Below are 25,987 nucleotides of genomic sequence, written 5' to 3'. Positions count from 1 at the left end.
GATTCGACCGGATTCGCGCAGGCGTCGCGGGCCCGGGCCCGTTCAATCGTCGTCGCTGGTGATGAGCTTGTAGGCGACCCAGCCGAGGAAACCGAAGAACGGCACCATGGCCGCGGCAAAGATGAAGATCCCGATCATGATTCACCCTCCCGAATCCGGACGCGGTTCGACGCGCCACCCAAACGTTGTCGCCGGCGTCGTCATTCGGCGACCGGCTTCTTGGCCAGCTTGCGCTGTAGCGTGCGCCGATGCATGCCCAGCGCCCGCGCCGTGGCCGAGACGTTGCCGTCGTGTTCGGCCAGCACATGCTGAATATGCTCCCATTCGAGCCGGCGTAGCGAGGTCGGGGTGCCCGGCGGCTCGACCGGATTGTCGGCGACGCCGTCCTGCGCCAGCGCCGCGAGGATCTGGCGCGCGGTCGCGGGCTTCGGCAGATAATTGAACGCGCCGCGCTTGATCGCCTCGATTGCGGTGGCGATGCTGGCATAGCCGGTGAGCATGAGGATGCGCAGGTTGGCATCGGCGGCCAGCAAGGGCTCGATCAAGGCCAGCCCGCTGCGCTCGCCGAGCCGCAGATCCACGATAGCGGCATCGAAATGGCCCGGCGTGACCGCCGACAGCGCCGAGGCCGGCGTATCGGCAGCGGTAGCGACGTGCCCGAGCCGCTCCAGCGCACGGCCGAGCGTGCGCGTGAACACGACATCGTCATCCACGATCAGCAACCTCATGCCGCGTCTCCTGTCGCGTCGTTCGGCATCAGCGGGCCGAGCGGCAGCCGCACCCGTGTACGCGTGCCGCCGTGCGACGAGGTCGAAAAATCCAGCGTGGCGTCCAGGCGGGCCAGACTCGCGCGCGCCAGCGTCAGCCCCAGGCCCAGACCGCGCGCCGGGCGTGCGGTCTGGTCGGCAACGGTTTCAAGACCGGCGCCCGGGTCGTCGATGATCAACTCGAGCAACCGGCACTCGCAACGCCATGTCAGCCACAGGCGCTGATCCCCCGCCGCGATCGCCGCATCGGCGGCATTGTCGAGCAGATTCACGAGCGCCTGGGTCAGCGCCGGATCGTTGCGGATGGGCGCGGCGGTCAGCGCGGCGCGTCCGGTCTCGGTCAGATCGATCTCCGGCCGACGCATATGCCAGTCGGCGACCAGATGCCCGGCATAGGCGGATAGCGGCGTGACCGACTGCGCACGCGGGTCCCGGGCCGCGATCAAGCGCCGCAGTTCGGCCGCGCACAGCGCGGTCTGGCTGCGGATGATGGCGATATCCTCATGCACGTCGGGCGGCAGATCCGGATGCTCGGAGACCGACTCGGCCGCGACCGCGATCGTCGACAGCGGCGTATTCAATGCATGGGCCGCGCCGGCCGCCACGGTGGCCACGGAGACGACGGCGTCGTCGCGCATCAGCCGCTCGCGTTGCCCCGCCAGCTCGCGTTCGCGCGCCCGCAGCACCGCCGCCAGCACCAGCAGGAAACCGCAGAGCAACGCCGCGGCCAGGAGAAAATTGACCCACATGCCGACGACGTGGCGCTCGAAGCCGACCATGGCTTCCGGGTCGTGGATTCGTGTCAGATAACGCAACAGCAGCGCTGTATAGGCCGCCACCGCCAGCAGCGTCACCGCGATCGCATCGCGAATCGACAGGATCGTCGCAGCCAGCGCCACCGGCACCAGGAACAGCGACACGAACGGATTGGTCGCCCCGCCGAGCCCCCAGAACAGCGTGAACAGGGCCAGGGTGTCGACCGCCAGATGGGCGACCAGCTCGAGCGCGGACGGGGGCGCGGCATAGCGCAGGCGCCAGACCACGACCAGATTGAACGCCAGCAGCAGAACGGGCAGGGCCCACAGCGCCGGCGGCAACGTTCGCCCGGCCACCGCCATGAGCAGCAGTGCCAGGCCGACCAGCGCCACCGCCAGATAGCGCAACCCGGCCAGCACCCGCATCACAGCGGCGGGCTCGAGCGAAAACACATGGGCAGGCAGCGTAGGTTTCATGGCCCCTCCAGCCCCGGAATGCACACCACCCTACCGCTTGCACGCCAGCGCACGCGAGGCCGGCCTCGCGCGCCCGTTCCAACGCCATTCAGAACGCAAAATGCACCGTCGCGTGCGCATTGCGCCCGGCCCCGGGCAGGCGCGCGCCCACCGGCACCGCGCTGTCGGCCACGCGATTGAAGCCGCCCATGAAATCGCGATACCCCCGGTTGAACAGATTATCCACGCCGACTTCCACCCACAGATGCCGGTTGGCCTGATAGTGGGCGGCAATGTCGGTCAATGCATAGCCGCCGGTTTCGGGATCGCCCAGCCGGGCGTCACGATGCGAATCGGCGATGTGATGCCGGGCGAAGACATAGCGCTCGGACAGCGAAAAGCGCCAGTCGGCGCGCTGGTAGGCCAGCCGTGCACGCACGTTGGCCGGCGCGATGCGATACAGATTGTCGCCCGTGTCGGTGCGCCGACCGCGGGTGTAGCCGGCCCCGCCGGACAGCGTCCAGGCGTTATCCAGCTTGTAGGCGGCGGCAAGGTCGGCACCGTAGACCTCGGCCCCGACATTGGCGTACTGCAACGGCGTCGGATCGCCGTTGGCGGTCGACACCATGACCACGTCCTTATTGCCCCCGGCATACGGCACGCCGGTGATGTAGTCGTGGATGCGGTGGTAATAGACCTCGGGCGAAAACGTCAGCCGGCTACCGGTGAAACTCAGACCGAGATCCGCCATGTAGGCGACCTCGGGCGAAAGCCCGGTATTGCCGATGGTATTGTTGCCGTCCGCCGAGCCCGCCGTGGCTTCCAGCGGGATATAGGCATAGCGCTCGGTGTAATACGGCGAGCGTGTCTTGCGTGCCAGGCCGAGCCGGGCCTGCCAGCGCTGGCCGATATCGCGCGACAGCCTGGTCACCACATCCACGTTGTTGTCGGTCTGATCGCGATCGCTGGCGGCGAAATCGGCCGCCAGGCGCTGCGCCGGCATCGGCAGCGAGGGGGCCACGCCGCCCGGCCCGGCCGCGGTATGCACGATCGTGTCGCGCACACCGAGCTCGCCGTGCCACGGCCCGCGGATCGGCCCCGCCCATTGCCCGAACAGGCTGTAGGTGTCGCGGCGAATGTCGTCGAAGGCATTCACGCCGAACGCGGCCATTTTCGGATTGCCCACGAAGGCATTGTGCTGGACCCAACTGCCGTCGAAGCCGGCCTTGAAGGTGCCCCCGGCCAGCGGGTGCGCCGCGTGCAGCTTGGCCGCATAGCGCTGACTGCGGGCCCGGATATAGCGCGGATCGGGCGCATCGCCGTTGAGCGGCGAGAAGTCCGGCGCCGGGCGCAGGATGTAATTGTCCATCTCGTGCTCGACGTGGCTGAAGTCGAGCTGGGCGGTGACCCGCGTCCGCCCGATATCCGCGGTCTGCTTCAATTCGGCCAGCGTGCCATGGAAGTAATGAATATCCATCGGCAGATCCGGGTTGCCGGTGTCGCCGGTGCGCTGCGCGCGCACGAAGCCGGATGTTTCGCCCCAGGCCTCACGATGGCCGAAATCGAGCCCGTACTGCTTGCGATCGTAGGCCGAGGCCCGGAGTTTGCCATACGGCGTACGCAGGTTCGCGGCCTGGTCAGTCACCGCGGTCAGGCCGATCCGGTTGATGTCGTTGGCCAGGCTGGCCTGGCCGGACAGGCTGTAGCCGTCGTCGACCGATTGCGCGGTCGCTTCGCCCCAGCCGTGCAGCTCGTAGCTATCGCCACTGGTGTAGCGGCTTTGGCGGGTCCTGGCATCGACCGTTGTGCCGATCGTATCGATGCTGTCCGCCACGGAGGGAATCCCGCGTGTCACCGACAGCGACTCGACCAGCGCGGCCGGCGCATAGTGCAACGGCGGGTCCATCCAGTTCGGCCCGCCCGAGGCCACGCTCATGCCGTCGATGCGCGTCTGATTGCGATAGCCGGTCAAGCCGCGGAACTGGACCTGGCCCGAGATGCCGCCGTTGTCCACCAGCGCGCCCCCGGGCACCTCGCCCATCGCCGCCGCGGTATCGACGGTCGACGGCGCCAGTGGGGGCTGCACGTTATCGGCCCGGCTGATCAGGCCACGCACCGCAAGCGGCGCCAGCCTGGTGGTCGGCGCACTCACCGCCGGGGCGGCAACGATGTCCGGCCCGGGGCCCGCAGCCTGTGCCGACACCGGCGCCGCCGCACCCAGAAAAAGACCGCCCCATACCATCACCGAATAACGTCGCATGCCATGCCCCCAACTGCTGCGGAATCGGCGGCAAGACTAGCCGGGCACACGGCATGCGCCCATGCGACATATCGTCGCGGCGCCCGACGTCTTGACGGTTGGCCGCGGCGCTCTTACAACCCTCGAATGCAGATCGGCATCATCGGCGACATCCACGGCGCGTGGGACGACATCGACACCGCGTTCTTCAACGCCGCCGGCTACGACGCCGTGCTATTCGTGGGCGATTTCGCCCGCGTGGTGAACAGCCGGCCCGTGGCGCGTCAGCTGGCGCGGCTGACGGTGCCGGCATGGGCCATCCCGGGCAATCACGACGCAACCACTCTGGCGCAGTTGCTCGCCGAGATCCGGGGCCGCCCCTGGGCCACACGCTGGACCGCACTCGGCATGCGCCGCCGTGTCGCCCGGCTCGCCCGCGACCTGGGCCCGGTCACGCTTGGGGGTTACAGCCTCCATTCGCTGGCGCCCGATCTCGGTCTGGTGATCGCGCGCCCTCATGCCATGGGCGGCAACCGATTGTATTTCCGGCCTTACCTGAAAAGCGCATTCGGCGTATCCCGCTTCGCCGACAGCCGCGACCGACTGTGCGCGCTCATCGACGCCGCACCGCGCGATCTGATCGTGCTGGCCCACAACGGCCCGGCCGGGCTCGGGGCAGATCCTACCGACCCATTCGGCTGCGATTTCGATCCCGGGTTGGGCGATTTCGGCGATCCCGATCTGCGCGATGCGCTCGTGCATGCCCGTGCCACCGGTCATCGCGTGCGTGCCGTCGTCGCCGGTCACATGCACCATCGCAGCAAGCACAGCGGGGCCTGGCGCCGCACCTGGGCGCACCACCACGACACGCTCTACCTCAATGCCGCGCGCGTGCCGCGCATCGAGGACAACGGCCGCCGGCGCCATCATCTCCAGCTCACCCTCGACGCTGGCGGAGCCCACGCCGCAACGGTCTGGGTCGACGACACGGCACAGGCCATCGAACACCTGACCCTGGCGACCCCGGACTGATCCGCAGCCACCACACCGATCAGCCGGCGCGCCGCCGCTCATCGACCGCCAGATGCCGCAGCGGCAGCGCCATCGCCACAATCAGCAGACCGACCGCGACATAGCTCTGCCCGTAGCCGATCCAGCGGCCGCACATGAGCCCCAGAACCGGGCCGAGCGCACCGCCCAGATCGGACGACCACTGATAAACCGACAGCGCCCGGCCGTGGATGCGCGCCGGCGCCACGTCGCCCAGCAGCGTGAGCATGGGAATGGTCAGGCCGCCCGCGCCGGCGCCGATAAGCAACAGACCGATGATCGCCAGCGTCAGATTCGTGGCCAGGCCCAGGATGACGAAACCGGTCGCCACGCCCGCCATGGCCGGCAGCAACAATCGGGTCCGCGAGGTCGAGCGATCGAGATAGCGCCCGCAAGCGAGAGACGATGACGCCCGCGCGCCCATCAGCACCGCCATCAACAACCCGGCACTGCCCTGGGCACCCAGACCGAACAGCAACAGATGCCGGGCATCGACGGCCAGCGCCACGGTGGCCAGCAACACCCCGGACACGGCGAAGAACAGCAACGCGTTGGCGGCGAAGATGATGCGCAGCGTGCCCAGCGACAGCACGTCGCCCCAGGCGGCCCAGCGTGATGCGCCGTTCGCGCGCGCCGGACGCCGGCGCTCGGCGTGGTCCGGCATGACGCAGGCCGCGCCGGCGGCCGCGGCCAGGCTGAGTCCGGTGGCGACCAGAAACGCGGCGTTATCCGAGGCAAGATCGGCGATCAGCCCGCCGATGACGAGACCGCCGGGAAACCCCAGGCTGATCGCCGTGCGCACGCGCGCGGTCATGCTACCGCGGGAAGCATTTCCGCTGATCGACATGATGGCCGCCAGCACACCCACCAGCAGAAGCGACGAGCCCAGCCCCCAGATGAGACGTCCGACCAGGAACCACAGCGCCGGACGGTCAGCCGACAACGCAATCGCGTAGGCACCGCTGCCGATGGTCTCCAGTAACAGACCAGCCGCCACCGGCCAACGGGCGCCAAAGCGATCCAGCAACGAGCCGGTGGCCGGATTGAACAGCAGCCGTGCAATCCGGTTGGCGGACAGAATCAGGCCGATCATCGCCCCGCTGATGCCGAGCTGTACACCCACCATCGGCAGGATCGGAAACACCACGCCGCCGCCCACACCGCCAGTGAAGGCGATCGCCGCGATCGCCCAGCTGCGCTGCGCGCGTGTCATCCGCGAACCGGCTGGGCCTCGGGCGCGTATCGGGCCGCCCGCCGCGCGATGGCGGCGCAGGCAATGAGCTGGATCTGATGAAAGATCATCAACGGCAGCACGATCGCCCCGAGCGCGCCGGACGCGAACAGCACCTTGGCGATCGGGATGCCGCTGGCCAGCGATTTCTTGGAACCACAGAACAACAGCACCAGGGCGTCTTCACGCGCGAAAAACGCCCGCCCGACACCCCAGGTGACCGCCAGCACGATCGCCAGCAGCGCCGCGTCGGCCAGGAACAGCCAGGCCAGCGCGATCGGCGGGATCTGGTGCCACAGCCCCTGCACCACCGATGCCGAGAACGCGCCATACACCACAAGCACGATCGAGCCCTGGTCGACGAACTTGACCACCTTCGGGTGCGCCTTGACCCAGCCGCCAATCCAGCGGCGCGCGAACTGGCCCGCCGCGAACGGCACCACGATCTCGCCCACGATATGCACGATCGCCGACAACGAACCGCCGGCATGGCCGGCCTGGGACAGAAACACCCCCGCCAGCGCCGGGGTCAGGAACACGCCCAGCAGATTGGATGCGCTCGCGCTGCAGACCGCGGCCGATACGTTGCCGCCGGCGATCGAGGTAAAGGCGATCGACGACTGTACGGTCGAGGGCAGCAGACAGACGAACAGCACGCCAGCGGCCAGCCCGGGCGTGAGCAGATCGGACAACAGGGGATGGGCCGCCAGACCGATCAGCGGAAACAGCAGGAAGGTGGCGGCCAGCACACACAGGTGCAGGCGCCAGTTCGAGGCCCCGGCGACAACGGCCTCACGCGAGAGCTTGGCGCCGTGCAGAAAGAACAACAGCGCGATCGCCAATGTAGTGGCGTGCTCGTAAATGGCCGCCGCCCCGCCGCGAATCGGCAGGAGCGTGGCGAGCAGAATCGCCCCGATCAACGCGAGGATGAAGTTGTCGGGCAGAAGGCGCGGTCGTGGCATCGCGCTATTCTAACCTCGGCGCGCCGGCTTTGTGGATTCGGCGCGCGAGCCATAACGAGAAACGCCCCGCTCGCCTGCATTCGAACGGGGCGGAGTCACCCGGCGCGATCGGCCGATGCTACTTGAAGGCGCGCGCGTACTGCACCGGCGGCGCCAGATTATCGTCGCCGTGCAATTCGGTCGCCGCCCGCAGCGGGAAGTACGGATCGCGAAGCATTTCGCGCGCCAGCAGCACGCAGTCGGCCTGGCCGGAATGCACGATGTGTTCGGCCTGCACCGGGTCGGTGATCATGCCGACCGCGCCAGTCGCCAGGCCGGTCTCGCGCCGTACGCGGGCCGCGAATTCGGTCTGGTAACCCGGCCCGACCGGGATCTGTGCCGACGGCGTATTGCCGCCGCCGGAACAATCGAGCACGTCCACGCCCTCGGCCTTGAGCCATGCGGCCAGTTGCACGGTCTGCTCGATGTCCCAGCCGCCATCTTCCCAGTCGCTGGCGGAGACGCGATAGAACAGCGGTTTGTCGGCCGGCCAGACGGCGCGTACGGCGCGCACCACTTCCAGCGGGAAACGACAGCGATTCTCCAGGCTGCCGCCATAGTCGTCGGTGCGCTCGTTGGATAGCGGCGAGACGAACTCGTGCAACAGATAACCGTGCGCACCGTGGATTTCGATCATGTCCATGCCGGCGGCGTCGGCGCGTTTGGCCGCGGCCACGAATGCATCGATCAGCGCCGCCATTTCATCGCTGCCCAGGGCATGCGGTGTCGGCGCATTATCGGAGAACGGAACCGCGCTCGGCGCCACCGTCTGCCAGGCTCCTTCCGCGGCGGTCAGCGCCCGGCCACCGTCGATCCACGGCGCGGTGCAGGACGCCTTGCGCCCGGCGTGGGCGAGCTGCACGCCGGCCGCCGCCCCCTGCGCACGGATGAAATCGGCATTGCGCTTGAACTCGCCGATATGCGCGTCGCTCCAGATCCCGAGATCGCCCGGCGTGATCCGGCCCTCGGGCGTGACGGCGCTGGCCTCCATCATCACCAGCCCGGCACCGCCGACCGCGCGACTGCCGAGATGCACGAAATGCCAGTCGTTCGGATAGCCATCCTCGGCCGAGTACTGGCACATCGGCGACACGAAGATCCGGTTGCGGAAAGTCACGTCGCCAATGGTCCAGGGCTTGAATAGATCGGGCATGCAGCACTCCAGTGGGGCGCGACGTATTGCGCGCGTGAAAATCGATACCCACTAGATCGGTGCATCATGCACGGCTTCAAGAGACCGGGCATGCAATTCTGACTATCGCGACGATTGTTGCCGGGCCGGCGCAGCGTCGGCGGCCGGAATTCGCGCCGGTTCGCACTGACCGCGCGGCTTCGACCTTGTCCGGAGTCGCAACCGGCAAGACAGGCGTCGTCGCTTGGGGCCCGCCGCCGGATACGGCCCCGGAGCCCCAGGCCTCCTCCGCACCGGGCACGGCCCCTGGCAACAGGCCACGATAACGCGCACTCCTGCGTACTGCTTCGGATAGCGCCCGGGCACCGGGGCTGCTATAAGCGAAAGCGAACTGATGCCAGGCCATGCCATGATTCGTCGACTGAACCCAGCGCTGCTCGGCGCGCCCCTGCTGATGCTGGTTGTGCCCGGGGCGGCCGCGGCGGCGTGCAAGACGGCCGGCCTCGATCTGCCGCCGCATTTCTGCGCCACGGTTTTCGCCAGGAACGCGCGCCAGCCGCGCCATATCGCTGTGGCGGCCAACGGCACGGTCTACGCCAACGTCAATCACGGTGACGGCAAACACGATCTTCTCGCGCTCATCGATAGCAACGGCGACGGCGTGGCCGACAAACGCCAACTGTTCGGCCGCGGCGGCGCCACCGGCCTGACCCTCCATGATGGCTGGCTGTATGCCGCCTCGGCGACGGGCGTGCGCCGTTACAAACTGCATCGGGGCGCGGTTCCCGACGGCGAGGGCCAGCTCATCGTCACCGGCCTGCCCGATCAGAAAGCCCACAGTGCACGCGGGCTCGCGGTGGACGATGCCGACCATCTGTATGTGGCCATCGGCGCGCCATCGAATGCCTGCCAGAAAGACGATCGTCAGCCGGGCTCGCCCGGCCAGGACCCCTGCCCCCTGCTGAAAAAACAGGGCGGCATCTGGCGTTTCGCCGCCGACAAGCCGAATCAGAAATTCAGCGCCAAGGCACGCTATGCCACCGGTATCCGCAATCTGTTCGCGCTGACCTGGGATCGGGCGCGGCACCGCCTGGTCGGCGCCCAGATGGGCCGCGATCAGCTGTCGGCCCTATGGCCGAAGAAATTCTCGACCGAGCAGAACGTACGGCTCCCGGCGGAGGTTCTGCTCGACATCAAGCAGGGCGACAACTTCGGCTGGCCGTACTGCTATTACGACGGTAAAGCGCATGCGCGCCGCCTGAACCCGGAATACGGCGGCGATGGCCACAAGATCGGCCGCTGTGCCGACTATACCGACCCGATCGCGGCCTACCCGGCGCATTGGGCACCGATGGATGTGGTCTTCTATCAGGCCAGGGCCTTCCCCAAGGCTTATCGCGGCGGCGCATTCATCGCCTTCCACGGCTCCTGGGATCGCTCACCGGAACCGCAACAGGGCTTTCGGGTGATCTACCAGCCGTTCAACGGCGACAAGCCGAGCAAACCCTATCGCACCTTCGCCGGCCCGGCCGGCTTTACCGGCGAAAAGATCGTGCGCTCGCCGGGCAGCGCCGCCCATCGCCCGGCCGGGCTCGCGGTCGGGCCGAAGGGCGCGCTCTATGTCAGCGACGACCAGGGCAGCACGATCTACCGCATCAGCTATCAGAAGAACTAGGGCCCTTGATGTTTCAAGCCGCCTCGCGGTCGCCCACGCGCCGCATCGGCGCGGACTCGTATTCACCGGGCCGGAACAACCACAGACGCATGCGGTATTCCCAGTTGAAGCCGGGATACAGCGTGGTGTTCTTGCCTGAATCGGTGAGATACCAGCTGTTGCACCCAGAGGTCCACGAAGTGTGCTGCATGCGCTTCTGGATACCGCGATTGAAGCGATCCTGCACCGGTTTCTTCACCATCAGCCATTTCAGATCGTGGCGCGCCATATGCCCGATCGCCCTGGCGATGTATTCCATCTGCATTTCGGTGAAGGCGAGCACCGAGGTATGGCTCGGCCCGGTGTTCGGGCCCATCAGGAAGAACAGATTCGGGAAACCGGAGACGGTGACCCCCTTGTAGGCTTCGGCACCGTCGGCCCAGGCCGTGTTCAGGTCGAGCCCGCCCAGACCCTTGACCGGGAACGGCGCCGCCCGCGAGGGCACCTTGAAGCCGGTCGCGCAGACGATGGCGTCGACCGCGATCTCGCGTCCGTCCTTCGTAATGAGGCTGTTTTCGGTGATCCGCGCCGGCCCGTCGGGGATCAGTTCGGCATTGTCGGCCTGGATCGCCGGATACCAGTCGTTGGAAATCAGAATACGCTTGCAGCCGATCGCATAGTCCGGGGTGACGGTCTGGCGCAGGGCCTTGTCGGCCACCTGCTTGCGGATATGGCGCTTGGCCATCTGCTCGGCCTTTTTCTTGAAGAACCTGCGATCGGAAATGATGAAAGGCGCGAACAGCTCGCTCATCCAGTAGATGCGATAACGGCGCTTGGCCAGCTTGTAGAACGAATCGCGGTATTCGGCCTGTTCCTTTTCCGGAATCGGCCGGTCGGGCTTGGGCATGATCCAGCTCGGCGTGCGCTGGAAGACGGTGATGTGGCCGGCCGCTTTCTGGATCTCCGGCACCACCTGGATGGCCGAGGCGCCCGAACCGATCACGGCCACGCGCTTGCCGGCCAGATCGTAGTCGTCGTCCCACTGCGCGGTGTGCATGAGCTTGCCCTGGAACCGTTCCAGCCCCTCGATCTTCGGATAGGCCGGGTCGGACAGCGCGCCCACCGCCGAGATCACCACGCGTGCCGTCAGTTCCTCGCCCGAGCCGGTGATCGCATGCCAGATGCCGGCGTCTTCATCGAAGCGGGCCTCGCGGATCGCCGTGTTGAAGCGGATGTGGCGATACAAATCGTATTTCGCGGCCACCCGCTTGATGTAGTCGAAGATCTCCGGCTGCTGGCCGAAGGCGCGCGACCAGTTCGGATTCTGCTCGAACGAGAACGAATACAAGTGCGAGGCGACATCGCACGCCGCGCCCGGATAGTGGTTGTCGCGCCAGGTGCCGCCGACCTCGTCCGCGCGCTCGAGGAGGGTGAAGCTCTCGATCCCGGCTTCCTTGAGCTGGATCGCCATGCCCAGGCCGGAGAAGCCGGCGCCGACGATGGCGATATCCATGTCGGTATCGATCCGGCGCGAGGCCAGCGGATTGAGTCGGGCAAGCAGGCGGGTCGCGGCCATGGCGGCCTCCATCGGACGAATGGCATCAGTGCGGCGCGGCGCTCGCGCGCGTTCTGACGGCAACATAGCAACGCCCGCCAATTCTGACAAGACGACATGTCAGAATTGGCGACACGGTGCCCGGCGTGGGCGGGATCGATCGCGCCGCCTGACACGCTTTCCTCGACGGACCGGGCGCGTTACCGTATCGATAACCATTCGCATTTACGCGACAGCATTGCAGGCGGCATGTACGCGCGCTTTTTCCCCCGCCGGTTCGAATTCGCAGCGAACGCGCTCTGTCGCGATGCCGTGCCCGCGGGCGGGCCGGTCATCGCGGGTCGGGCCCTGGTTTGCGGCGACGCGCTGGATACAGTGCTGCCCCGGTTTGCCGCGGCGCGCGCGCTGACCGATCGACGGGCCGCGGCCAGCGAGTGGTCGAAGTTCTTCTTTGCCCGACTGATCATCCCGGTGGTGGTGGTTCAATGCGCCACCGGCCGCCGGCTCGATCTCGACCCGGCCCGCTGGCGCGTGTCTTGTCGCGAAGACGGCACGATCGCGCACTTCATCTTCGATCACGACCCACTCGGCGCGCCCGCGCCGGGCGACATGAGCGCCCTGATCGACGCCGTCATGACACCGCTGGCGTCGGCGCTGGCCGCCGATTGCCGGCTGTCGCCCCGCGTGTTCGGCGCCAATGGCGCGGTGTACTACGCGTGGGTGCTCGACCAGCTCACCGAACAGCACCGGACCGAGCCCGGCGGGCTGGCACCGGCGCGCACGCTGCTGGATTCGCCCGCGCGGCCCGACGGCGGCCCCAACCCGTTTCATGCCGCATTCAAGCCGCTGGCGGCGGGTGCGCACGACGGCGAGGGCGCGCCGACCCGCGAATGTCGGCGGCTGTGCTGTGTGCGCGACCTCGATCCATCGCTGCCCCTGTGCGCCAACTGCCCCCGCGCCATTACCTATCCGGAGGCCGGCGAAGCGAACGCCGCGCGTCCCCTGAAGCCGGCGGGCCAGGCGCCCGACCGCGCCTGAGCCGCGCCCATGGACCTGTTTCGCCTGATTGTTCGGGATTACCGCCTGCCTTTGCCGGCGGTCGCAAGCATGGCCCAGGGCGCGCTCGGCCATCATTTCGTGTTCGATCTGCGCCCGCACCATGACCCACGATGCCTTCGTGGCCTATCTGACGAGCCAGAGCGACGCCATCGCCGCAGCCGATCGCGCCGGCCGCACGTTCGCGGCGATCGAGAAATGGCCCCGTGATTCGGTCGATCATTTCTTCGCCGACGGCCCGCAGACCCTGCGCTTCGGCGGCACAATCGAGTATTGCCGCAAGCGCGACTGAAAACCGTCGTCAGATCCGCCGCAGCCGCCACATGAAATAGCTGCCACCGATCAGCGTGGCCACCAGCCCGGCCGGAATCTCGACCGGGAACAGGATCTGCCGGCCCACCCAGTCGGCCGCGATCATCAACAGGGCGCCGAAGACCATCGCCCCCGCCATATGCGTTCGCGCCCGGGCCAGGCCCGCCATGCGGGCCAGATGCGGCGCCAGCAGGCCAACGAACGACAGCGGGCCGACCACCAGCGTGGCCGCGGCGGTCAGCACCGCCACCAGCCCCAGCAGCACCAGCCGGCTGAGGGTGACGTTGATCCCCAGCGCGCGCGCGACCGACGCGCCGAGCGGCAGCAGATCGAGCCAGCGCGCCAGCGGCCAGGCCAGCGCGACGAGCACCACGCCGACCGCCGAAATCACTCCCGCCGTGCCCATGTCGACGTAATAGGTGGAGCCGGAGATCCACGCCAGCATCGACTGGCTGCGCGGATCGTTGCCGGCGAGCACGATGCGCTGGATCGCGTCGAAGGCGAACATCACCGCAATGCCGGTCAGCAAAAGCTGCTGCGGCTCGAAGCCCGCACGGGCGTTGATCGCGATCAGCAGGGCCAGCGTCGCCAGCGCGCCGAGCGTGCCGGCCCCGAGCAGGGCCAGCGTGCCCGCGGCCGGCACGAACCAGATCAATGCCAGCAGGCCCATGCCGGTACCGGCGCTCACGCCGAGCACCTCGGGACTCGCCATGGGATTGCCCGACACGCGCTGAATGATGGTGCCCGCCAGTGCCAGCAGCATGCCGGCCATGCCCGCCGCGAGCACGCGCGGCGCCCGCCAGGCGCCGGTTTCCGACCAGGGCAGTGCGAACGGCGCGTTCCAGCCATGCAGGCCGCGCCCGGCCAGCAGCGCGATCACCGCCATCGCGGCCACCACGATCGCGCACCGCCCGATCAAGCGCCACGGTGCCGCTCGCCGCGGGGCCGGGGGCGCGACGCTCGGGCGTGGCGCGCCGCGGCCGGCGGACAGGCGCGGCACCAGCCATAGCAGCAGGGGCGCACCCAGCGCCGCGGTGATGGCCCCGGTCGGGATCAGCGATGCCTGGCTGCCGGCGATGAGCTGCAGCAACAGGTCGGTGGCGGCCAGCAGCAGGGCGCCGAAGACCGGTGCCCAGAACAGGCGCGCCCCCAGCGTCCGCGCCCCGACCAGGCGTACGATCGCCGGCGCGGCCAGCCCGACGAAACCGATCACGCCCAGCGCCGATACAATGCTGGCGGTGATGAACACGGCAAGCCCGAGGCTGGCCAGACGCAGCCACGGCAACGAAACGCCGAGATTGCGGGCATTCACCTCGTCGAGATCGAGCACCGCGAGCGCCCGCACGAGCACACCGGCGCCCGCCGCCGCCAGCGCCAGCCGCGGCGCGAGATGCAGCGCATCCTGCCAGTTGTTCTGGGCCAGCGAGCCGGCCCCCCAGATCATCAGCCCGTGCAGTTTGTCCTGGTTGAACAGAATGAGTGCGAGGGAAGCCGCGCCGAGATACAGGTTGACCACCAGCCCGGCCAGTACCAGCACCGCGGGCGCGAGCCCGCGCCGCCAGGCCAGTGCGAACACCAGCGCCACCGCCAGCGCGCCGCCCACGAACGCGATCGCACCGCGGCCGTAGGTCAGCAACCCGGGCGCGAACAGTGTCGCCACCAGCAGCAGCACCTGGGCCCCGCTGGCCACGCCCAGCGTGGTCGGCGCCGCCAGCGGATTGCGCAGCGTCTGCTGCATGAGCACGCCGGCCAGCGCCAGCCCTGCGCCGCCGATCAGCGCCACCGTCAATCGCGGCAGCCAGCTGTCGTGCACCAGAATCTGGGTCATGTCGTCGGGATTCGGATGCACGAATCCGCCCGCCCAGTCGCTGCCGGCCACCGCGTGCAGCGCGGCCATGGCCAGGCCGGCCACGATCAGGGCCGCGCCCGCGCACAACCGGGCCGGGGCCATCGTCAGCACTTTCATGACGCCGCGTCCTGTGCTTGCGGCCAGCCCGGACCCGTCGCCGGTGCCGCGCGCAACGCGGCGGACACCTGCCGTGCGAAGCGGCTCGCCGACGGCAGCCCGCCGAAACTCCAGACGCCCGGGATATACACCACGGGCGCATTGCGCACCACGGGCAGACGCTGCCAGAGCCGGCTGGCGGCGATCTTGTCGGTCACCCCGACCGGCACCGGGCCCACCACCACGACCCGGCCGGTCTGGATGGCGGCCAGACGCGACAACGGCACCTCGGCCACGCCCCAGCGGGTGGTTGCGCCCCGCCAGGCGTTGGCCAGCCCCATGCGCTGCATCGTCGCCTGGATCAGGCTGCGCTGGCCGAACACCCGCACGTGCCGGGCATCCGAGAACTGGACCACCAGCAGCGGCGCGGTAGCGGCGGGCAGGCGTGCGGCCGCCTGGTGGATGCGCTGCTCGGTCCGCCGGATCAGGGCCCGTGCGGCATCCGGTCGATGCGCGATGCGCCCCAGTTTTTTCACCGCGGCCAGCGTGTTGTGCCACACGTCGCCGGGCCGGAAGTAGACATCCACGGTGCTCACCGGCGCCACCTGTTCGAGCCTGGGTTCGATTGCGGCATACAGCTTCGTGATGAGAATCCGGTCCGGGTCGAGCTGCGCCAACAATTCGAGATTGGGCTGCCCGCGCAGGCCGAGATTGCGCGTGGCCGGGGGCAGCGCCGGCGCGCCCACCCAGGTGGCGTACCCGGCGGTCTGGCCCACCGCGATCGGCGGCACGCCCATGGCGGTCAGATTCTGGGCGATGCCCCAGTCGAGGGTCGCCAGCCGCGGCGCGGCGTTCGCGTCAGCCGCGGTTGCGGTCGTCGTCATGCCGATGGCGAGCAGGCCAGCGAGCGCAAGGCGGGCGACCACCGCCGCCATCCGTCGGACGCCGGACAGCCCGGACCTCACTGAACGACGGCGATCGGGTGGTGGTCGGTCGGATGGGGCAGCACGCGCATGCGGATGCCGTAGATGGCCTCGAGCGTGGCGTCGTCCATGAGCTCGGCCGGCGTGCCCTGGGCCAGCAGGCGGCCGTCGCGCAGGGCCACCAGCTGATCGCAGTAGCGCGAGACCATGTTCACGTCATGCAGCACGATGATCACGCCGACGCCCAGATCGCGGCAGAGCCTGCGGATCAGCGACAGCGTGTCGACCTGATGCGCAATATCCAGCGCCGACAGCGGCTCGTCCAGCAACAGGAAACGACTGCCCTGGGCCAGCAGCATGGCCAGCCACACCCGCTGGCGCTCGCCGCCCGACAGGGTATCGACCATGCGATCGGCGAATTCGGCGGTATCGGTCATGGCCATGGCGCGCTCGATCTGGGCGTGGTCGTTCGACGACAGGCGGCCCAGCAAGCCGTGCCACGGATAGCGTCCGAAGGCGACCAGCTCGCGCACCGTGAGGCTCGCCGCGCTCGGCAGCTGCTGCGGCAGATAAGCCACGTTGCGGGCGAACTCGCGCTGGCCCCAGCTATCGACGGCGCGGCCGTTAAGGCATATCTCGCCGCAACTGGCGCACTGCTGGCGCGCCAGCAGCTTGAGCAGCGTCGACTTGCCCGAGCCGTTGTGGCCGATCAGCCCGTAAACCCGGCCCTCGTCGAAGCGCAGGCCCGACGCCGCCAACAGACAGCGCCCCCCGATCTCGAACCGGCAGGAATTGACTTCGAACATCGGCTTCTCCGACTGCGCGCATGGCCTACGTCGTGATTGGACGGACGCAGAATAATATTAATACGAATGATTATCAATAACGTGCATTGCATCGTGGCGGGTATCGCGCGCACCATATCGCTTATAATGCAAATGGTTCTCAGTTAAAATACATCCGTGCAGCTCACCGAACTCGCCAAGAATCGCCCGGCGCGCGTGGCCGCCATTCGCGACACGCGCAGCGATGACCCGATCGCTCAACGCTTGCGCGATCTGGGTTTCATCCCCGGCGAGCCGGTGCTGATCGTGGCGCGCGCGCCTTTTGGTGGCGACCCCCTGCTGGTGCGCATCGGCGGTACCCGCTTTGCGCTGCGCCGCATCGAGGCCGCCCGTATCACCGTCGAGCCCGAATCACCATGACTACCGCCGTCGCCCGCATCGCCATGGTCGGCAACCCCAACTGTGGCAAAACCGCCCTGTTCAACCGTCTGACCGGCAGCCGGCAGAAGGTGGCCAACTACGCGGGCGTCACGGTGGAGCGCAAGAGCGGACGCATGACCACCGGCGCCGGCCGCGAATTCGATGTGCTCGATCTGCCCGGCGCCTACAGCCTCGCGGCGGCCAGCCCCGACGAGGCGATCACGGCGTCGATCTGCGCCGGCACGCATGCCAGCGAGGCCGCACCCGATGTGATCGTGTGCGTGGCCGACGCGACCAACCTGCGGCTGCATCTGCGTTTCGTGCTGGAAGTCGCGCGCCTGGGCCGGCCCATGATCGTGGCCTTGAACATGATGGACGCGGCCCGCCGGCGCGGCATCGAGATCGATACCGAGCGCCTGGCCGCCGAACTCGGGGTGCCGGTGATCGAGACCGTGGCCGTGCATCGCGAGGGCGCGGCCGCCCTGATCGCGCATCTGGACGGTGCGCCGCCCGCGCCGCCGAACCCGCGCATCGAACACACCGACATCCATACCGCCGCGCGCGTGTTGATGGATACAACGGTTCGGCTGGCCCGGAGCGGGCCCACGATCGAGGACCGGATCGATGCCTGGACACTGCACCCGGTGGCCGGCCCCGCCATCCTCGCGATATTGATGTTCCTGATCTTCCAGGCCGTGTTCTCGTGGGCCACCCCCGTCATGGATGCGATCGATGCGGGCGTGACTGGCATCGGTGGCGCCGTGGCGAGCCTGTTGCCGGCCCATTCGGCCCTGCACAGCCTGGTCGCCGATGGCATCGTGGCCGGCGTCGGCGGCGTCCTGGTATTCCTGCCGCAGATCCTGATCCTGTTTCTGTTCATCCTCATGCTCGAGGAATCGGGCTATCTGCCGCGGGCCGCCTTTCTGCTGGACCGGCTGATGTTCAAGGTGGGCCTGACCGGCCGCGCCTTCATCCCGCTGCTGTCGAGTTTCGCCTGCGCCATACCCGGCATCATGGCCACGCGCAGCATGGCCGACTCGCGCGACCGGCTGGCCACGATTCTGGTCGCGCCGTTGATGACCTGCTCGGCCCGCCTGCCGGTCTACACGCTGCTGATCGCGGCCTTCATCCCGCATCGCAGCGTGTTGGGCCTGTTCAACCTGCAGGGCATCGTGCTGTTCGGCCTGTACGTGTTCGGTATCGTCGGCGCGATGGTCGTGGCGTTTGTCATGAAATATGTACGCCGTGACAGTTCCGACCATGCGCTGCTGATGGAATTGCCTGCCTACCGGATGCCCAACCCGCGCGATGTCGCGCTCGGTCTGTGGCAGCGTGCGCTGATCTTTCTCAAGCGGGTCGGCGGCATCATCTTCACGGTGACCGTGCTGCTGTGGTTTCTGGCCAGTTTCCCGCAGCCGCCGGCCGGCGCGACCGGGCCGGCGATCGAATACAGTGTGGTCGGATTCATCGGCCATTACCTGCACTACCTGCTGGCCCCACTGGGCTTCAACTGGCAGATCTGCGTGGCACTGGTGCCCGGCATGGCCGCCCGTGAGGTCGCGGTCTCGGCGCTGGGCACGGTGTACTCGATGTCGGGCAACACCGCCGGCATCAGCCATCAGCTCGGCGCGCTGATCGGCCAGCAATGGTCGTTGGCGACGGCGTTATCGCTTCTGGCGTGGTATGTATTCGCCCCGCAATGCATTTCGACGCTGGCCGTGATGCGGCGCGAAACCAATTCCTGGCGGGTGGTGTTCATTGCCCTGGGCTATCTGTTCGGCCTCGCGTATCTGGCCTCGCTGGCGACATATCAGATCGCGGCGGCCCTGGGCGGTGGTCTATGAGTGCGTTCGCGATCATTCAGGCGCTGCTGCTGGCGCTGGTGGGAGGCTTCTGTGTGCTGCAGGTCGCCCACCGGTTCGCCCCCCGGGCCACGCATCGGCTGCGCATGATCGCGGCCCACCATGTGGCACCAACGCCGGACACCGCCGGCTGGCGGCAGGCGATCGCCCGCCGCCTGACGCCGGGGCTGCGGGCGCAAAGCAGTGGCTGCGACAGCGGCGGCTGCACCGCCTGCAGCGGCTGTGATCTCAAGGCCCGCCTGACCCGCTCGGAACGCTAGATCCCCGCCAGACATCGGCCCCATGCGGCCGGTATGGCCCTGCCCGTGCCACGCCGCGAGGCCCGGGCGGGCCTTGATTCCGGCCCCCCACGACACCAGTTATGTGCAATCGGAACCAATTGGAGATTGCGACATGATCGATCATCACGAAGCGCGTGCGGCTCAGCAGGACGGCGCCGCCCTCATCGATGTGCGCGAACAGGATGAATGGGAGTCCGGTCATGTCGCCGGGGCGCTGTTTTATCCGGTCACGCGGATATCGAGCGACCCCGACGTGGATGTGGCCCCGGATACGCCGATCGTGACCTACTGCAAGGCGGGCGCCCGCGCCGAACGGGCCGCCGACGTGCTTCGCGCGGCCGGCTACACCGATGTGCGCGCGATGCGGGGCGGTTTCGCCGACTGGGCTGGCGCAGGATACCCGACGGAATAGGCTCGTCCCGCCCAGGCGTTGACGTCGCACGCGTTCACCCGGATATTGTGCGACTCTGACGGGTCGGACCTCCCGCCCGGGCGGCCCGATTCTCGCCGGCGGCCGATCGTGTGACCGACCGTTCCACCCGTTCATGTGCAAAGCGAGGTCCGATGCCTGCTGTCATTGACGCCATCGAATACATGCTGCCGGCGCGCACGGAATCGATCGAGGAGATCGCCGCGCGCTTCCCCAACTGGCCGCTGGAACGTATCGCCGAAAAAACCGGGATTCGTGCCCGGCACGTGGCCAGCGAAGACGAGTGTGCCTCGGATTTCGGCGTGGTCGCCGCCGAGCGCCTGTTCGACAAGACCGGGATCGACCGCGCCGAGATCGACTACCTGATTTTCACCACCCAGACGCCGGACTATCTGGCGCCGACCACGGCCTGTCTGGTCCAGCAACGCCTGGGGCTCAGCCAACACATCGGGGCACTCGACATCAACCTGGGCTGCTCGGGTTATATCTATGCGCTGGGCGTGGCCAAGGCGTTGATCGAGTCGGGACAGGCGAAACGGCTGTTGCTGATCACCGCCGATACCTACAGCAAGTTCGTGCACCCGGGCGACAAGAGCGTGCGCGCACTGTTCGGCGACGCGGCGGCCGCGACGCTGCTTACCGACCGTGCGGCCGAGGGCGATCCCAAGATCGGGCCCTTCGTCTATGGCACCGACGGCTCGGGCGCCAACGACCTGATCGTGCCGACCAGCGGCATGCGCCGCCGCGCCGCGCATAACCCGGCGCAGGAATACACGGACCGCCACGGCAACGTGCGCTCCGACCACAACATCTTCATGAACGGCCGTGCCGTGGTCGAATTCACGCTGCGCGAAGTGCCCAGGGCCGTCCACGAGACCTGCGAGAAGGCAGGGATCACGCTGGATGACGTCGATGCGGTCGTACCGCATCAGGCCAGCGCCATGGTGCTCGACGGCATCCGCTCACGGCTTAAGCTGCCGAAAGAGAAATTCGTGGTCTGCATGGAGGACATCGGCAACACGGTCTCCTGCAGCGTGCCGATCGCCTTGAAACGCGCCACGCTGTCCGGCCAGATCGGCCCCGGGGCGCTGGTCCTGCTGGTCGGCTTCGGTGTCGGGCTGTCCTGGGGCGCGACACTCGTGCGCCTGCCGTCGGATTTTCTGCTGAGCGAGCAGGACTGAGCGTTACCGCCGACGCCGGGCTGGATACGGCGCCCGGGCGACACGGCACGCGCAATGCCGTACCCGCGGATTCGCGGGTACAGGGCGGGGCACTACGGCACGAAGAAAATCCGGCATCGAGGCCGGATTTTTTCCGCCTGGCGGTCTAAGCCCACCGAGCGCGTAACCCGAAAAATCATCGATTCTTGTGCCGGGTTAGGGCCTCGACGGCGGCGCGCGCACCGTCGTTATGCAAACGTTCGAGCGAATCGGTATAGGCGGCGACGAAACGGTCGTCGTCGATCAGATCGCCGAACAATTCGCGGTTTTCGATGAATGCGGTCGGGTTGTCGCGGTTGTGCTGCGCGATGGCCTTGAGTTCATCGGCCAGGCGGTCGACGATCTCGATCGGCTCGCCGGCCTCGTCGACGCCCTCGGCATACCGTGCCCAGCTCGCCACGACAGCAGCGGAACGCTTGATCTCACCGCCCGCCGCGAGCTGTTCGCGAATCACCGGCAGCAGCCATTTCGGGATGCGATCCGACGACTCGGCGCACAGCCGGGCCAGCGTGTCGCGAATCTCGGGGTTGGAAAAACGCGCGATCAACGTGCGCTTGTAGTCCTCGAGATCCACGCCCGGCACGGGCGAGAGCGTCGGCTGTCCCTCGCAGGTCATGTAGTCCATCAGGAAATCAGCAAACAACGGGTCCTGACAGACTTCGTGCGCATAACGATAGCCGGCCAGGTAGCCGAAATAGGTCAGCGCCTGGTGACTGGCATTGAGCAGGCGCAGCTTCATCAGCTCATAGGGCATGACGTCGTCGACGATCTGTACCCCCACGTCCTCGTAGGGCGGGCGCCCCAGGTTGAAGTGGTCTTCCAGCACCCACTGCGTGAATGGCTCGCAGACCACGGGCCAGGCATCTTCAATACCGAAACGATCGCGTACTTCGGCCCGGTCGGCGTCGGTGGTGACCGGCGTGATGCGATCGACCATCGAGTTCGGGAACTGCACGTTGTCGTCGATCCAGGCGCCGAGATCGGCATCCTTGGCTTTGGCGTAGGCCGTGAACATCTTGCGCGCCACGTCGCCGTTGCCCTGGATGTTGTCGCAAGACATCAGCGTAAACGGCGTGATGCCCCGTTCACGCCGTCGGCGCAAGGCTTCGGTCACCAGACCAAAGGTCGTCTTCGGCATCGCGCCGTCGGCCAGATCGTGCTTGACGTCCGGGTTGTCGAAATTGAATTCGCCGGTGACGTGGTGGAAGTTGTAGCCGCCCTCGGTCACCGTCAACGACACGATGCGCGTGGTTTCGGCCGCCATGGTCTCGATCACGTCTTCCGGATCGTCTGGCGCGAACTTGTAGTCGACGATGGAACCGATCACGCGCGGCTCGTAGGTGCCGTCGGCATGCTTCAGAACCAGCGTATAAAGGCCGTCCTGGGCGGCCATGACGTCGGCCATGCGCTTGTCGCTCGGCATGACGCCGACGCCGCAGATGCCCCAGTCAAGTGCCTTGCCATCGTTCATCAGCGCATCGAGATACATCGCCTGGTGCGCGCGGTGAAAACCACCGACGCCAAAATGGACGATGCCGGTGGCGACCTGGCTGCGGTCGTAGCCTGGCCTGGGTATGGACGCGTCGATTGCGGCGAGCGCGGCGTTGTTCAATGCGGGCATGACAGTCTCCATCGGAGCGACACACCCTCCCCCGCGGGCGTGCCGGCATTCCGGGTCGTTTGAATTAATGGCCGTCGGCGACACCGGAATCGATGCCGATCAACGCGGCCTCGGATTCCGGATCGAACAGATACAGCTTGTCGGCAGCGCAGGTGAGCGTGACGTCGTCGCCCATGGCCACCTGCTGGTGCGGTTCGATCTGGGCGGTGAGCGTGCTCTCGCCCACCTTCACCTGGATCATGGTGAGCGAGCCCAGCGGTTCGACCACTTCGACACTGCCGGACAGGCGACATGACGCCGTATCACCAGTGGCCAGATGCAGATGCTCCGGCCGGATGCCAATGCGCACGCGCGAGCGCTCGCCCGCGGCATCGCCGCGGGCCGCGTCGAGGGTGAGCTCGAAGTCCGGGCCGGTGGCCCGGCCATCGCCGATCCCGGCATCGAGGAAATTCATCGACGGCGTGCCGATGAAGCCGGCCACGAACTCGTTCGACGGATGCTGGTAGAGGTTGTTGGGGGAATCGATCTGCTGGACGATGCCGTCCTTCATCACTGCGATGCGCTGGCCCATGGTCATGGCTTCGGTCTGATCGTGGGTGACATAGAAGGTGGTCACGCCGAGCTTGCGGTGCAGTTTGACGATCTCGGCACGCATGTCGACGCGCAGCTTGGCGTCGAGGTTGGACAACGGCTCGTCCATCAAAAACACCTGCGGCTGGCGCACGATGGCCCGGCCCAGCGCCACACGCTGGCGCTGACCGCCAGACAGGGCCCGGGGTTTGCGATCCAGCAGGGCGGTGATGCCCAGTACTTCGGCCGCGTCGTCGACGCGCTTCTTGATGTCGGCCTTGTCGTATTTCTTGAGCTTGAGGGAGAAGGCCATGTTGTCGCGCACGGTCATGTGCGGGTACAGGGCATAGCTCTGAAACACCATGGCGATGTCGCGATCCTTGGGCGCCACGCCGGTGACATCGCGATCGCCGATCTTGATTTCGCCTTCGGTGTGTTCCTCCAGCCCGGCGATCATGCGCATGGTGGTGGTCTTGCCACAGCCCGACGGGCCCACCAACACCACGAATTCGCCGTCTTCGGTGACGAGGTTGAAGTCCTTCACCGCCAGGTCGTCCGAGCCCGGATAGCGCTTGCCGACGTTGTTGAGTTCTACGACTGCCATGGTTCTTCCTCTTTAACTTTCTGTCCGCAGATCGGTGCCGGTTGCCACTAATGAAACCAGGCATTTCTGTCCGCAGATCGACGCAGATTTACGCAGATGGGCTTGGCGATGATGGATGGGCTGGAGGCATCGCTGCCACCGCGGCCGGCGCCAGCCCGAGCGGGAAACGCCGAATCGCTACCGCCCTAACCTCCTGTCTTCAAATCTGCGAAATCAGCGTAATCTGCGGATGAATGCCTTCCTGTCTGTCTTCGATCTGCGTGCATCTGCGTCGATCTGCGGATGTGTCTTCGTCTTGGTTGTATTCGGATCTTTCGGTGGACCGCCTGCGTCAAACGACCTGCGGGGGTTACTTCACCGCCCCGAACGTCAGGCCGCGGACCATCTGTCGCTGGGCGAACCAGCCGAGCACCACGATCGGGGCGATCGACAGCACCGAGGCGGCCGACATCTTGGCCCAGAACATGCCTTCGGCGGACTTGAACGAGGCGATGAACACGGCCAGCGTGGCCGCATGCGAGTTGGTCATCGTGATCGACCAGAATGATTCGTTCCACGCCAGGATCAGTGCCAGAAGACAGGTGGAGGCCAGACCGGGGGTGGCCAGCGGCAGGATCACCCGAATCATGGTCTGCATCATGCTTGCGCCGTCGATGTCGGCCGCCTCGACCAGATCCTTCGGGATGTCGCGGAAATAGGAATAGACCATCCAGATCATGATCGGCAGGTTCATGGCCGTATACAGCGCGATCAGGCCCCAGACGTTGTCCAGCAGGCCGATATTCTTGTAGACGAGAAAGATCGGGATCAGCACGCCGACCGCCGGAATGAACTTGGTCGAGACCATCCACACCAGCGTGAAATCGGTGCGCCTGGACGGATAGAACGCCATCGCATAGGCCGCCGGCACGGTCAGCACGAGCCCGATCAGGGTCGAGACCACCGAGGTAATGGCTGAATTCCAGGCGTAATGCCAATAGCCGCCGCCCTGGGAAAGCGCGGTTTCGAAACTCTGCAGCGTCGGCGTGAAGAACAGATGCGGCGTGACCGTGAACGCCTCCGCCTCGGTCTTGAAGGACGTCAGCAGCAGCCACGCGATCGGAAAGAACATCAGCAGTGCGACGACCCAGCCGAGCACGCCGAGCGCGATACCGCCCAACGACGGCTTGCTTGTTGCAGCACTCATCGGTTGTCTCCCGCGTTGAGATTGCCGGCCACGAACCGGATCAGGAATATGGCGAAGATATTGGCGAGAATGACCGCGCCGATCGCCGCCGCCGAAGACATGCCGATGTCGTACTGGGCGAACGTGCCCTGGAAGATGTAGTACGGCAGGTTGGTCGTCGCCGTGCCGGGCCCGCCGCTGGTGGTGGTATAGATCTCGGCGAACGAGGTCAGAAAGAAGATCGACTCCAGCATCACCACCACGTAAAGCACCTGGCCCAGATGCGGAATCACGATGTGCCGGAACTCATGCCACTTGTTGGCACCGTCCAGCCGCACGGCCTCGAGTTGATCCTCGGGCAGGGATTGCAGCCCGGTCAGCAGCACCAGCATCGCGAACGGCGTCCATTCCCAGCTGATCATGATGATGATCGAGGTCAGCGGCAGATGCGCGAGCCAGTCGATCGGCGTGGCCCCGAACTGTCGGAATAGCCAGGCCAGCAGGCCGAAGGTCGGATGAAAGAGCATGTTCTTCCAGATCAGGCCGGTCACCACCGGCATGACGAAGAACGGGGCCACGGCGAGCGTACGCGCCACGCCACGGCCGAAGAAATTGCGGTGGAACAGCAAGGCGAAGGCAAGCCCCAGGCCGACCGTGACGATCAGCGAGCACACCACGATCAACAGCGTCACCCGGAGGGCGCTCCAGAACGTCGGGTCGGTCAACAGAATGCTGTAATTGGTGATGCCCGCCCACCCGGTCATTGTGGGCATCATCAGGTTGTAGTTGCGAAACGAGTAGTACAGCGTCATGCCCAGCGGCACGATCATCCACACCAGCAGGAAGATCACGGCCGGAGCCAGCAACCATTTTGCCGGCGCACGCTTCGCCTTTTCGCGTTTGGCGGCGTCTGCGGCTGGGGTTTGGGTTGTCACGGATGCCACGAGTCAAAC

23 protein-coding genes are annotated in these 25,987 nt (G+C 67.0%); 9 read left to right on the top strand and 14 right to left on the bottom strand.

The annotated features are described in order from the left end of the window. Positions 1 to 200: 200 nt before the first annotated feature. The 3 genes from ACS8Y6_RS06260 to ACS8Y6_RS06250 form a co-directional block, all read right to left on the bottom strand. The gene (locus ACS8Y6_RS06260) at positions 201 to 728 is read right to left on the bottom strand and encodes a response regulator transcription factor (protein ID WP_440855199.1); all 528 of its coding nucleotides are present in this window, start codon (positions 726 to 728) and stop codon (positions 201 to 203) included. Beyond that, positions 725 to 1,999, bottom strand: coding sequence for an ATP-binding protein (locus tag ACS8Y6_RS06255; protein ID WP_440851044.1), 1,275 nt, complete (start codon positions 1,997 to 1,999; stop codon positions 725 to 727). Before ACS8Y6_RS06255 ends, ACS8Y6_RS06260 begins: the two co-directional genes overlap by 4 nt. An 88-nt stretch (positions 2,000 to 2,087) precedes the next feature. Next, positions 2,088 to 4,238: a TonB-dependent receptor gene (locus ACS8Y6_RS06250; RefSeq protein WP_440851045.1), complete on the bottom strand. Its 2,151-nt coding sequence runs from the start codon at positions 4,236 to 4,238 to the stop codon at positions 2,088 to 2,090. A gap of 126 nt (positions 4,239 to 4,364) precedes the next feature. Here ACS8Y6_RS06250 and ACS8Y6_RS06245 point away from each other — a divergent pair, with 126 nt between their 5' ends. Further along, on the top strand, positions 4,365 to 5,249 hold the full coding sequence (locus ACS8Y6_RS06245; protein WP_440851046.1) for a metallophosphoesterase: 885 nt from the start codon (positions 4,365 to 4,367) through the stop codon (positions 5,247 to 5,249). A gap of 19 nt (positions 5,250 to 5,268) precedes the next feature. On the opposite strand, the gene ACS8Y6_RS06240 is transcribed toward ACS8Y6_RS06245, so the two are convergent. The 3 genes from ACS8Y6_RS06240 to ACS8Y6_RS06230 all read right to left on the bottom strand — a co-directional run bounded on the left by ACS8Y6_RS06240 (position 5,269) and on the right by ACS8Y6_RS06230 (position 8,652). Further along, positions 5,269 to 6,480, bottom strand: a complete 1,212-nt coding sequence (locus ACS8Y6_RS06240; protein WP_440851047.1) for an MFS transporter — start codon at positions 6,478 to 6,480, stop codon at positions 5,269 to 5,271. Beyond that, entirely contained in the window at positions 6,477 to 7,460 is a 984-nt protein-coding gene (locus ACS8Y6_RS06235; protein WP_440851048.1) for a bile acid:sodium symporter family protein, read from the bottom strand. The genes ACS8Y6_RS06240 and ACS8Y6_RS06235 overlap by 4 nt, the downstream gene beginning before the upstream one ends. Before the next feature lie 118 nt (positions 7,461 to 7,578). After that, positions 7,579 to 8,652 carry an NADH:flavin oxidoreductase/NADH oxidase gene (locus ACS8Y6_RS06230; RefSeq protein ID WP_440851049.1) on the bottom strand — a complete coding sequence of 358 codons (1,074 nt, stop codon included), beginning with the start codon at positions 8,650 to 8,652 and terminating at the stop codon, positions 7,579 to 7,581. Between the two features lie 388 nt (positions 8,653 to 9,040). Here ACS8Y6_RS06230 and ACS8Y6_RS06225 point away from each other — a divergent pair, with 388 nt between their 5' ends. After that, the gene (locus ACS8Y6_RS06225; protein ID WP_440851050.1) at positions 9,041 to 10,306 is read left to right on the top strand and encodes a PQQ-dependent sugar dehydrogenase; all 1,266 of its coding nucleotides are present in this window, start codon (positions 9,041 to 9,043) and stop codon (positions 10,304 to 10,306) included. A gap of 13 nt (positions 10,307 to 10,319) precedes the next feature. On the opposite strand, the gene ACS8Y6_RS06220 is transcribed toward ACS8Y6_RS06225, so the two are convergent. Beyond that, positions 10,320 to 11,861: a flavin-containing monooxygenase gene (locus ACS8Y6_RS06220; protein WP_440851051.1), complete on the bottom strand. Its 1,542-nt coding sequence runs from the start codon at positions 11,859 to 11,861 to the stop codon at positions 10,320 to 10,322. Positions 11,862 to 12,089: 228 nt separating this feature from the next. Here ACS8Y6_RS06220 and fhuF point away from each other — a divergent pair, with 228 nt between their 5' ends. Both fhuF and ACS8Y6_RS06210 read left to right on the top strand, forming a co-directional pair. After that, positions 12,090 to 12,878 (top strand): siderophore-iron reductase FhuF, encoded by a 789-nt coding sequence (fhuF, locus tag ACS8Y6_RS06215; protein WP_440851052.1) that lies wholly within the window; start codon positions 12,090 to 12,092, stop codon positions 12,876 to 12,878. A 121-nt stretch (positions 12,879 to 12,999) separates the two neighbouring features. Continuing rightward, positions 13,000 to 13,188, top strand: coding sequence for a hypothetical protein (locus ACS8Y6_RS06210; protein ID WP_440851053.1), 189 nt, complete (start codon positions 13,000 to 13,002; stop codon positions 13,186 to 13,188). Positions 13,189 to 13,197: 9 nt separating this feature from the next. Here ACS8Y6_RS06210 and fhuB read toward each other — a convergent pair whose 3' ends face one another. From fhuB to ACS8Y6_RS06195, 3 genes are read right to left on the bottom strand one after another with little or no spacing between them, the layout of a single operon-like run. Next, the gene (gene fhuB, locus ACS8Y6_RS06205; RefSeq protein ID WP_440855198.1) at positions 13,198 to 15,174 is read right to left on the bottom strand and encodes a Fe(3+)-hydroxamate ABC transporter permease FhuB; all 1,977 of its coding nucleotides are present in this window, start codon (positions 15,172 to 15,174) and stop codon (positions 13,198 to 13,200) included. Further along, positions 15,171 to 16,088, bottom strand: a complete 918-nt coding sequence (locus tag ACS8Y6_RS06200; protein ID WP_440849895.1) for an iron-siderophore ABC transporter substrate-binding protein — start codon at positions 16,086 to 16,088, stop codon at positions 15,171 to 15,173. Before ACS8Y6_RS06200 ends, fhuB begins: the two co-directional genes overlap by 4 nt. A gap of 26 nt (positions 16,089 to 16,114) precedes the next feature. Continuing rightward, positions 16,115 to 16,882: an ATP-binding cassette domain-containing protein gene (locus ACS8Y6_RS06195; RefSeq protein WP_440849894.1), complete on the bottom strand. Its 768-nt coding sequence runs from the start codon at positions 16,880 to 16,882 to the stop codon at positions 16,115 to 16,117. A 156-nt stretch (positions 16,883 to 17,038) separates the two neighbouring features. Between ACS8Y6_RS06195 and ACS8Y6_RS06190 the strand changes: the two genes are divergently transcribed. From ACS8Y6_RS06190 to ACS8Y6_RS06170, 5 genes are all read left to right on the top strand, one after another. Continuing rightward, positions 17,039 to 17,281: a FeoA family protein gene (locus tag ACS8Y6_RS06190; RefSeq protein ID WP_440849893.1), complete on the top strand. Its 243-nt coding sequence runs from the start codon at positions 17,039 to 17,041 to the stop codon at positions 17,279 to 17,281. After that, on the top strand, positions 17,278 to 19,125 hold the full coding sequence (feoB, locus tag ACS8Y6_RS06185) for a ferrous iron transporter B (protein WP_440849892.1): 1,848 nt from the start codon (positions 17,278 to 17,280) through the stop codon (positions 19,123 to 19,125). The genes ACS8Y6_RS06190 and feoB overlap by 4 nt, the downstream gene beginning before the upstream one ends. Beyond that, positions 19,122 to 19,403, top strand: a complete 282-nt coding sequence (locus ACS8Y6_RS06180; protein ID WP_440855197.1) for a DUF6587 family protein — start codon at positions 19,122 to 19,124, stop codon at positions 19,401 to 19,403. Before feoB ends, ACS8Y6_RS06180 begins: the two co-directional genes overlap by 4 nt. Positions 19,404 to 19,536: 133 nt before the next feature. Next, positions 19,537 to 19,836: a rhodanese-like domain-containing protein gene (locus ACS8Y6_RS06175; RefSeq protein WP_440849890.1), complete on the top strand. Its 300-nt coding sequence runs from the start codon at positions 19,537 to 19,539 to the stop codon at positions 19,834 to 19,836. 152 nt (positions 19,837 to 19,988) lie between these two features. Continuing rightward, entirely contained in the window at positions 19,989 to 21,035 is a 1,047-nt protein-coding gene (locus ACS8Y6_RS06170) for a 3-oxoacyl-ACP synthase III family protein (protein WP_440849889.1), read from the top strand. 175 nt (positions 21,036 to 21,210) lie between these two features. On the opposite strand, the gene ACS8Y6_RS06165 is transcribed toward ACS8Y6_RS06170, so the two are convergent. The 4 genes from ACS8Y6_RS06165 to ACS8Y6_RS06150 form a co-directional block, all read right to left on the bottom strand. Next, positions 21,211 to 22,695: a mannitol dehydrogenase family protein gene (locus ACS8Y6_RS06165; protein WP_440849888.1), complete on the bottom strand. Its 1,485-nt coding sequence runs from the start codon at positions 22,693 to 22,695 to the stop codon at positions 21,211 to 21,213. 64 nt (positions 22,696 to 22,759) lie between these two features. Further along, on the bottom strand, positions 22,760 to 23,869 hold the full coding sequence (locus tag ACS8Y6_RS06160; RefSeq protein WP_440855196.1) for an ABC transporter ATP-binding protein: 1,110 nt from the start codon (positions 23,867 to 23,869) through the stop codon (positions 22,760 to 22,762). A 349-nt stretch (positions 23,870 to 24,218) separates the two neighbouring features. After that, positions 24,219 to 25,055, bottom strand: coding sequence for a carbohydrate ABC transporter permease (locus tag ACS8Y6_RS06155; protein WP_440849886.1), 837 nt, complete (start codon positions 25,053 to 25,055; stop codon positions 24,219 to 24,221). Continuing rightward, positions 25,052 to 25,978, bottom strand: a complete 927-nt coding sequence (locus ACS8Y6_RS06150) for a carbohydrate ABC transporter permease (protein WP_440855195.1) — start codon at positions 25,976 to 25,978, stop codon at positions 25,052 to 25,054. Before ACS8Y6_RS06150 ends, ACS8Y6_RS06155 begins: the two co-directional genes overlap by 4 nt. Between the last annotated feature and the right edge of the window lie 9 nt (positions 25,979 to 25,987).

It is taken from the genome of Salinisphaera sp. RV14, assembly GCF_052044135.1.
Classification (GTDB): Bacteria; Pseudomonadota; Gammaproteobacteria; order Nevskiales; family Salinisphaeraceae; genus Salinisphaera.
This window is presented reverse-complemented; position numbering and strand designations above follow the sequence as displayed.

Bases quoted from the DNA above. Each gene is read 5' to 3' on its own strand.
- ACS8Y6_RS06155 (WP_440849886.1), bottom strand. From the start codon at position 25,055: ATGAGTGCTGCAACAAGCAAGCCGTCGTTGGGCGGTATCGCGCTCGGC.
- ACS8Y6_RS06235 (WP_440851048.1), bottom strand. From the start codon at position 7,460: ATGCCACGACCGCGCCTTCTGCCCGACAACTTCATCCTCGCGTTGATC.
- ACS8Y6_RS06245 (WP_440851046.1), top strand. From the start codon at position 4,365: ATGCAGATCGGCATCATCGGCGACATCCACGGCGCGTGGGACGACATC.
- ACS8Y6_RS06225 (WP_440851050.1), top strand. From the start codon at position 9,041: ATGATTCGTCGACTGAACCCAGCGCTGCTCGGCGCGCCCCTGCTGATG.
- ACS8Y6_RS06200 (WP_440849895.1), bottom strand. From the start codon at position 16,088: ATGGCGGCGGTGGTCGCCCGCCTTGCGCTCGCTGGCCTGCTCGCCATC.
- ACS8Y6_RS06220 (WP_440851051.1), bottom strand. From the start codon at position 11,861: ATGGCCGCGACCCGCCTGCTTGCCCGACTCAATCCGCTGGCCTCGCGC.
- ACS8Y6_RS06175 (WP_440849890.1), top strand. From the start codon at position 19,537: ATGATCGATCATCACGAAGCGCGTGCGGCTCAGCAGGACGGCGCCGCC.
- ACS8Y6_RS06195 (WP_440849894.1), bottom strand. From the start codon at position 16,882: ATGTTCGAAGTCAATTCCTGCCGGTTCGAGATCGGGGGGCGCTGTCTG.
- ACS8Y6_RS06255 (WP_440851044.1), bottom strand. From the start codon at position 1,999: ATGAAACCTACGCTGCCTGCCCATGTGTTTTCGCTCGAGCCCGCCGCT.
- ACS8Y6_RS06230 (WP_440851049.1), bottom strand. From the start codon at position 8,652: ATGCCCGATCTATTCAAGCCCTGGACCATTGGCGACGTGACTTTCCGC.
- ACS8Y6_RS06165 (WP_440849888.1), bottom strand. From the start codon at position 22,695: ATGCCCGCATTGAACAACGCCGCGCTCGCCGCAATCGACGCGTCCATA.
- ACS8Y6_RS06210 (WP_440851053.1), top strand. From the start codon at position 13,000: ATGACCCACGATGCCTTCGTGGCCTATCTGACGAGCCAGAGCGACGCC.
- ACS8Y6_RS06250 (WP_440851045.1), bottom strand. From the start codon at position 4,238: ATGCGACGTTATTCGGTGATGGTATGGGGCGGTCTTTTTCTGGGTGCG.
- fhuF (WP_440851052.1), top strand. From the start codon at position 12,090: ATGTACGCGCGCTTTTTCCCCCGCCGGTTCGAATTCGCAGCGAACGCG.
- fhuB (WP_440855198.1), bottom strand. From the start codon at position 15,174: ATGAAAGTGCTGACGATGGCCCCGGCCCGGTTGTGCGCGGGCGCGGCC.
- ACS8Y6_RS06240 (WP_440851047.1), bottom strand. From the start codon at position 6,480: ATGACACGCGCGCAGCGCAGCTGGGCGATCGCGGCGATCGCCTTCACT.
- feoB (WP_440849892.1), top strand. From the start codon at position 17,278: ATGACTACCGCCGTCGCCCGCATCGCCATGGTCGGCAACCCCAACTGT.
- ACS8Y6_RS06160 (WP_440855196.1), bottom strand. From the start codon at position 23,869: ATGGCAGTCGTAGAACTCAACAACGTCGGCAAGCGCTATCCGGGCTCG.
- ACS8Y6_RS06260 (WP_440855199.1), bottom strand. From the start codon at position 728: ATGAGGTTGCTGATCGTGGATGACGATGTCGTGTTCACGCGCACGCTC.
- ACS8Y6_RS06180 (WP_440855197.1), top strand. From the start codon at position 19,122: ATGAGTGCGTTCGCGATCATTCAGGCGCTGCTGCTGGCGCTGGTGGGA.
- ACS8Y6_RS06170 (WP_440849889.1), top strand. From the start codon at position 19,989: ATGCCTGCTGTCATTGACGCCATCGAATACATGCTGCCGGCGCGCACG.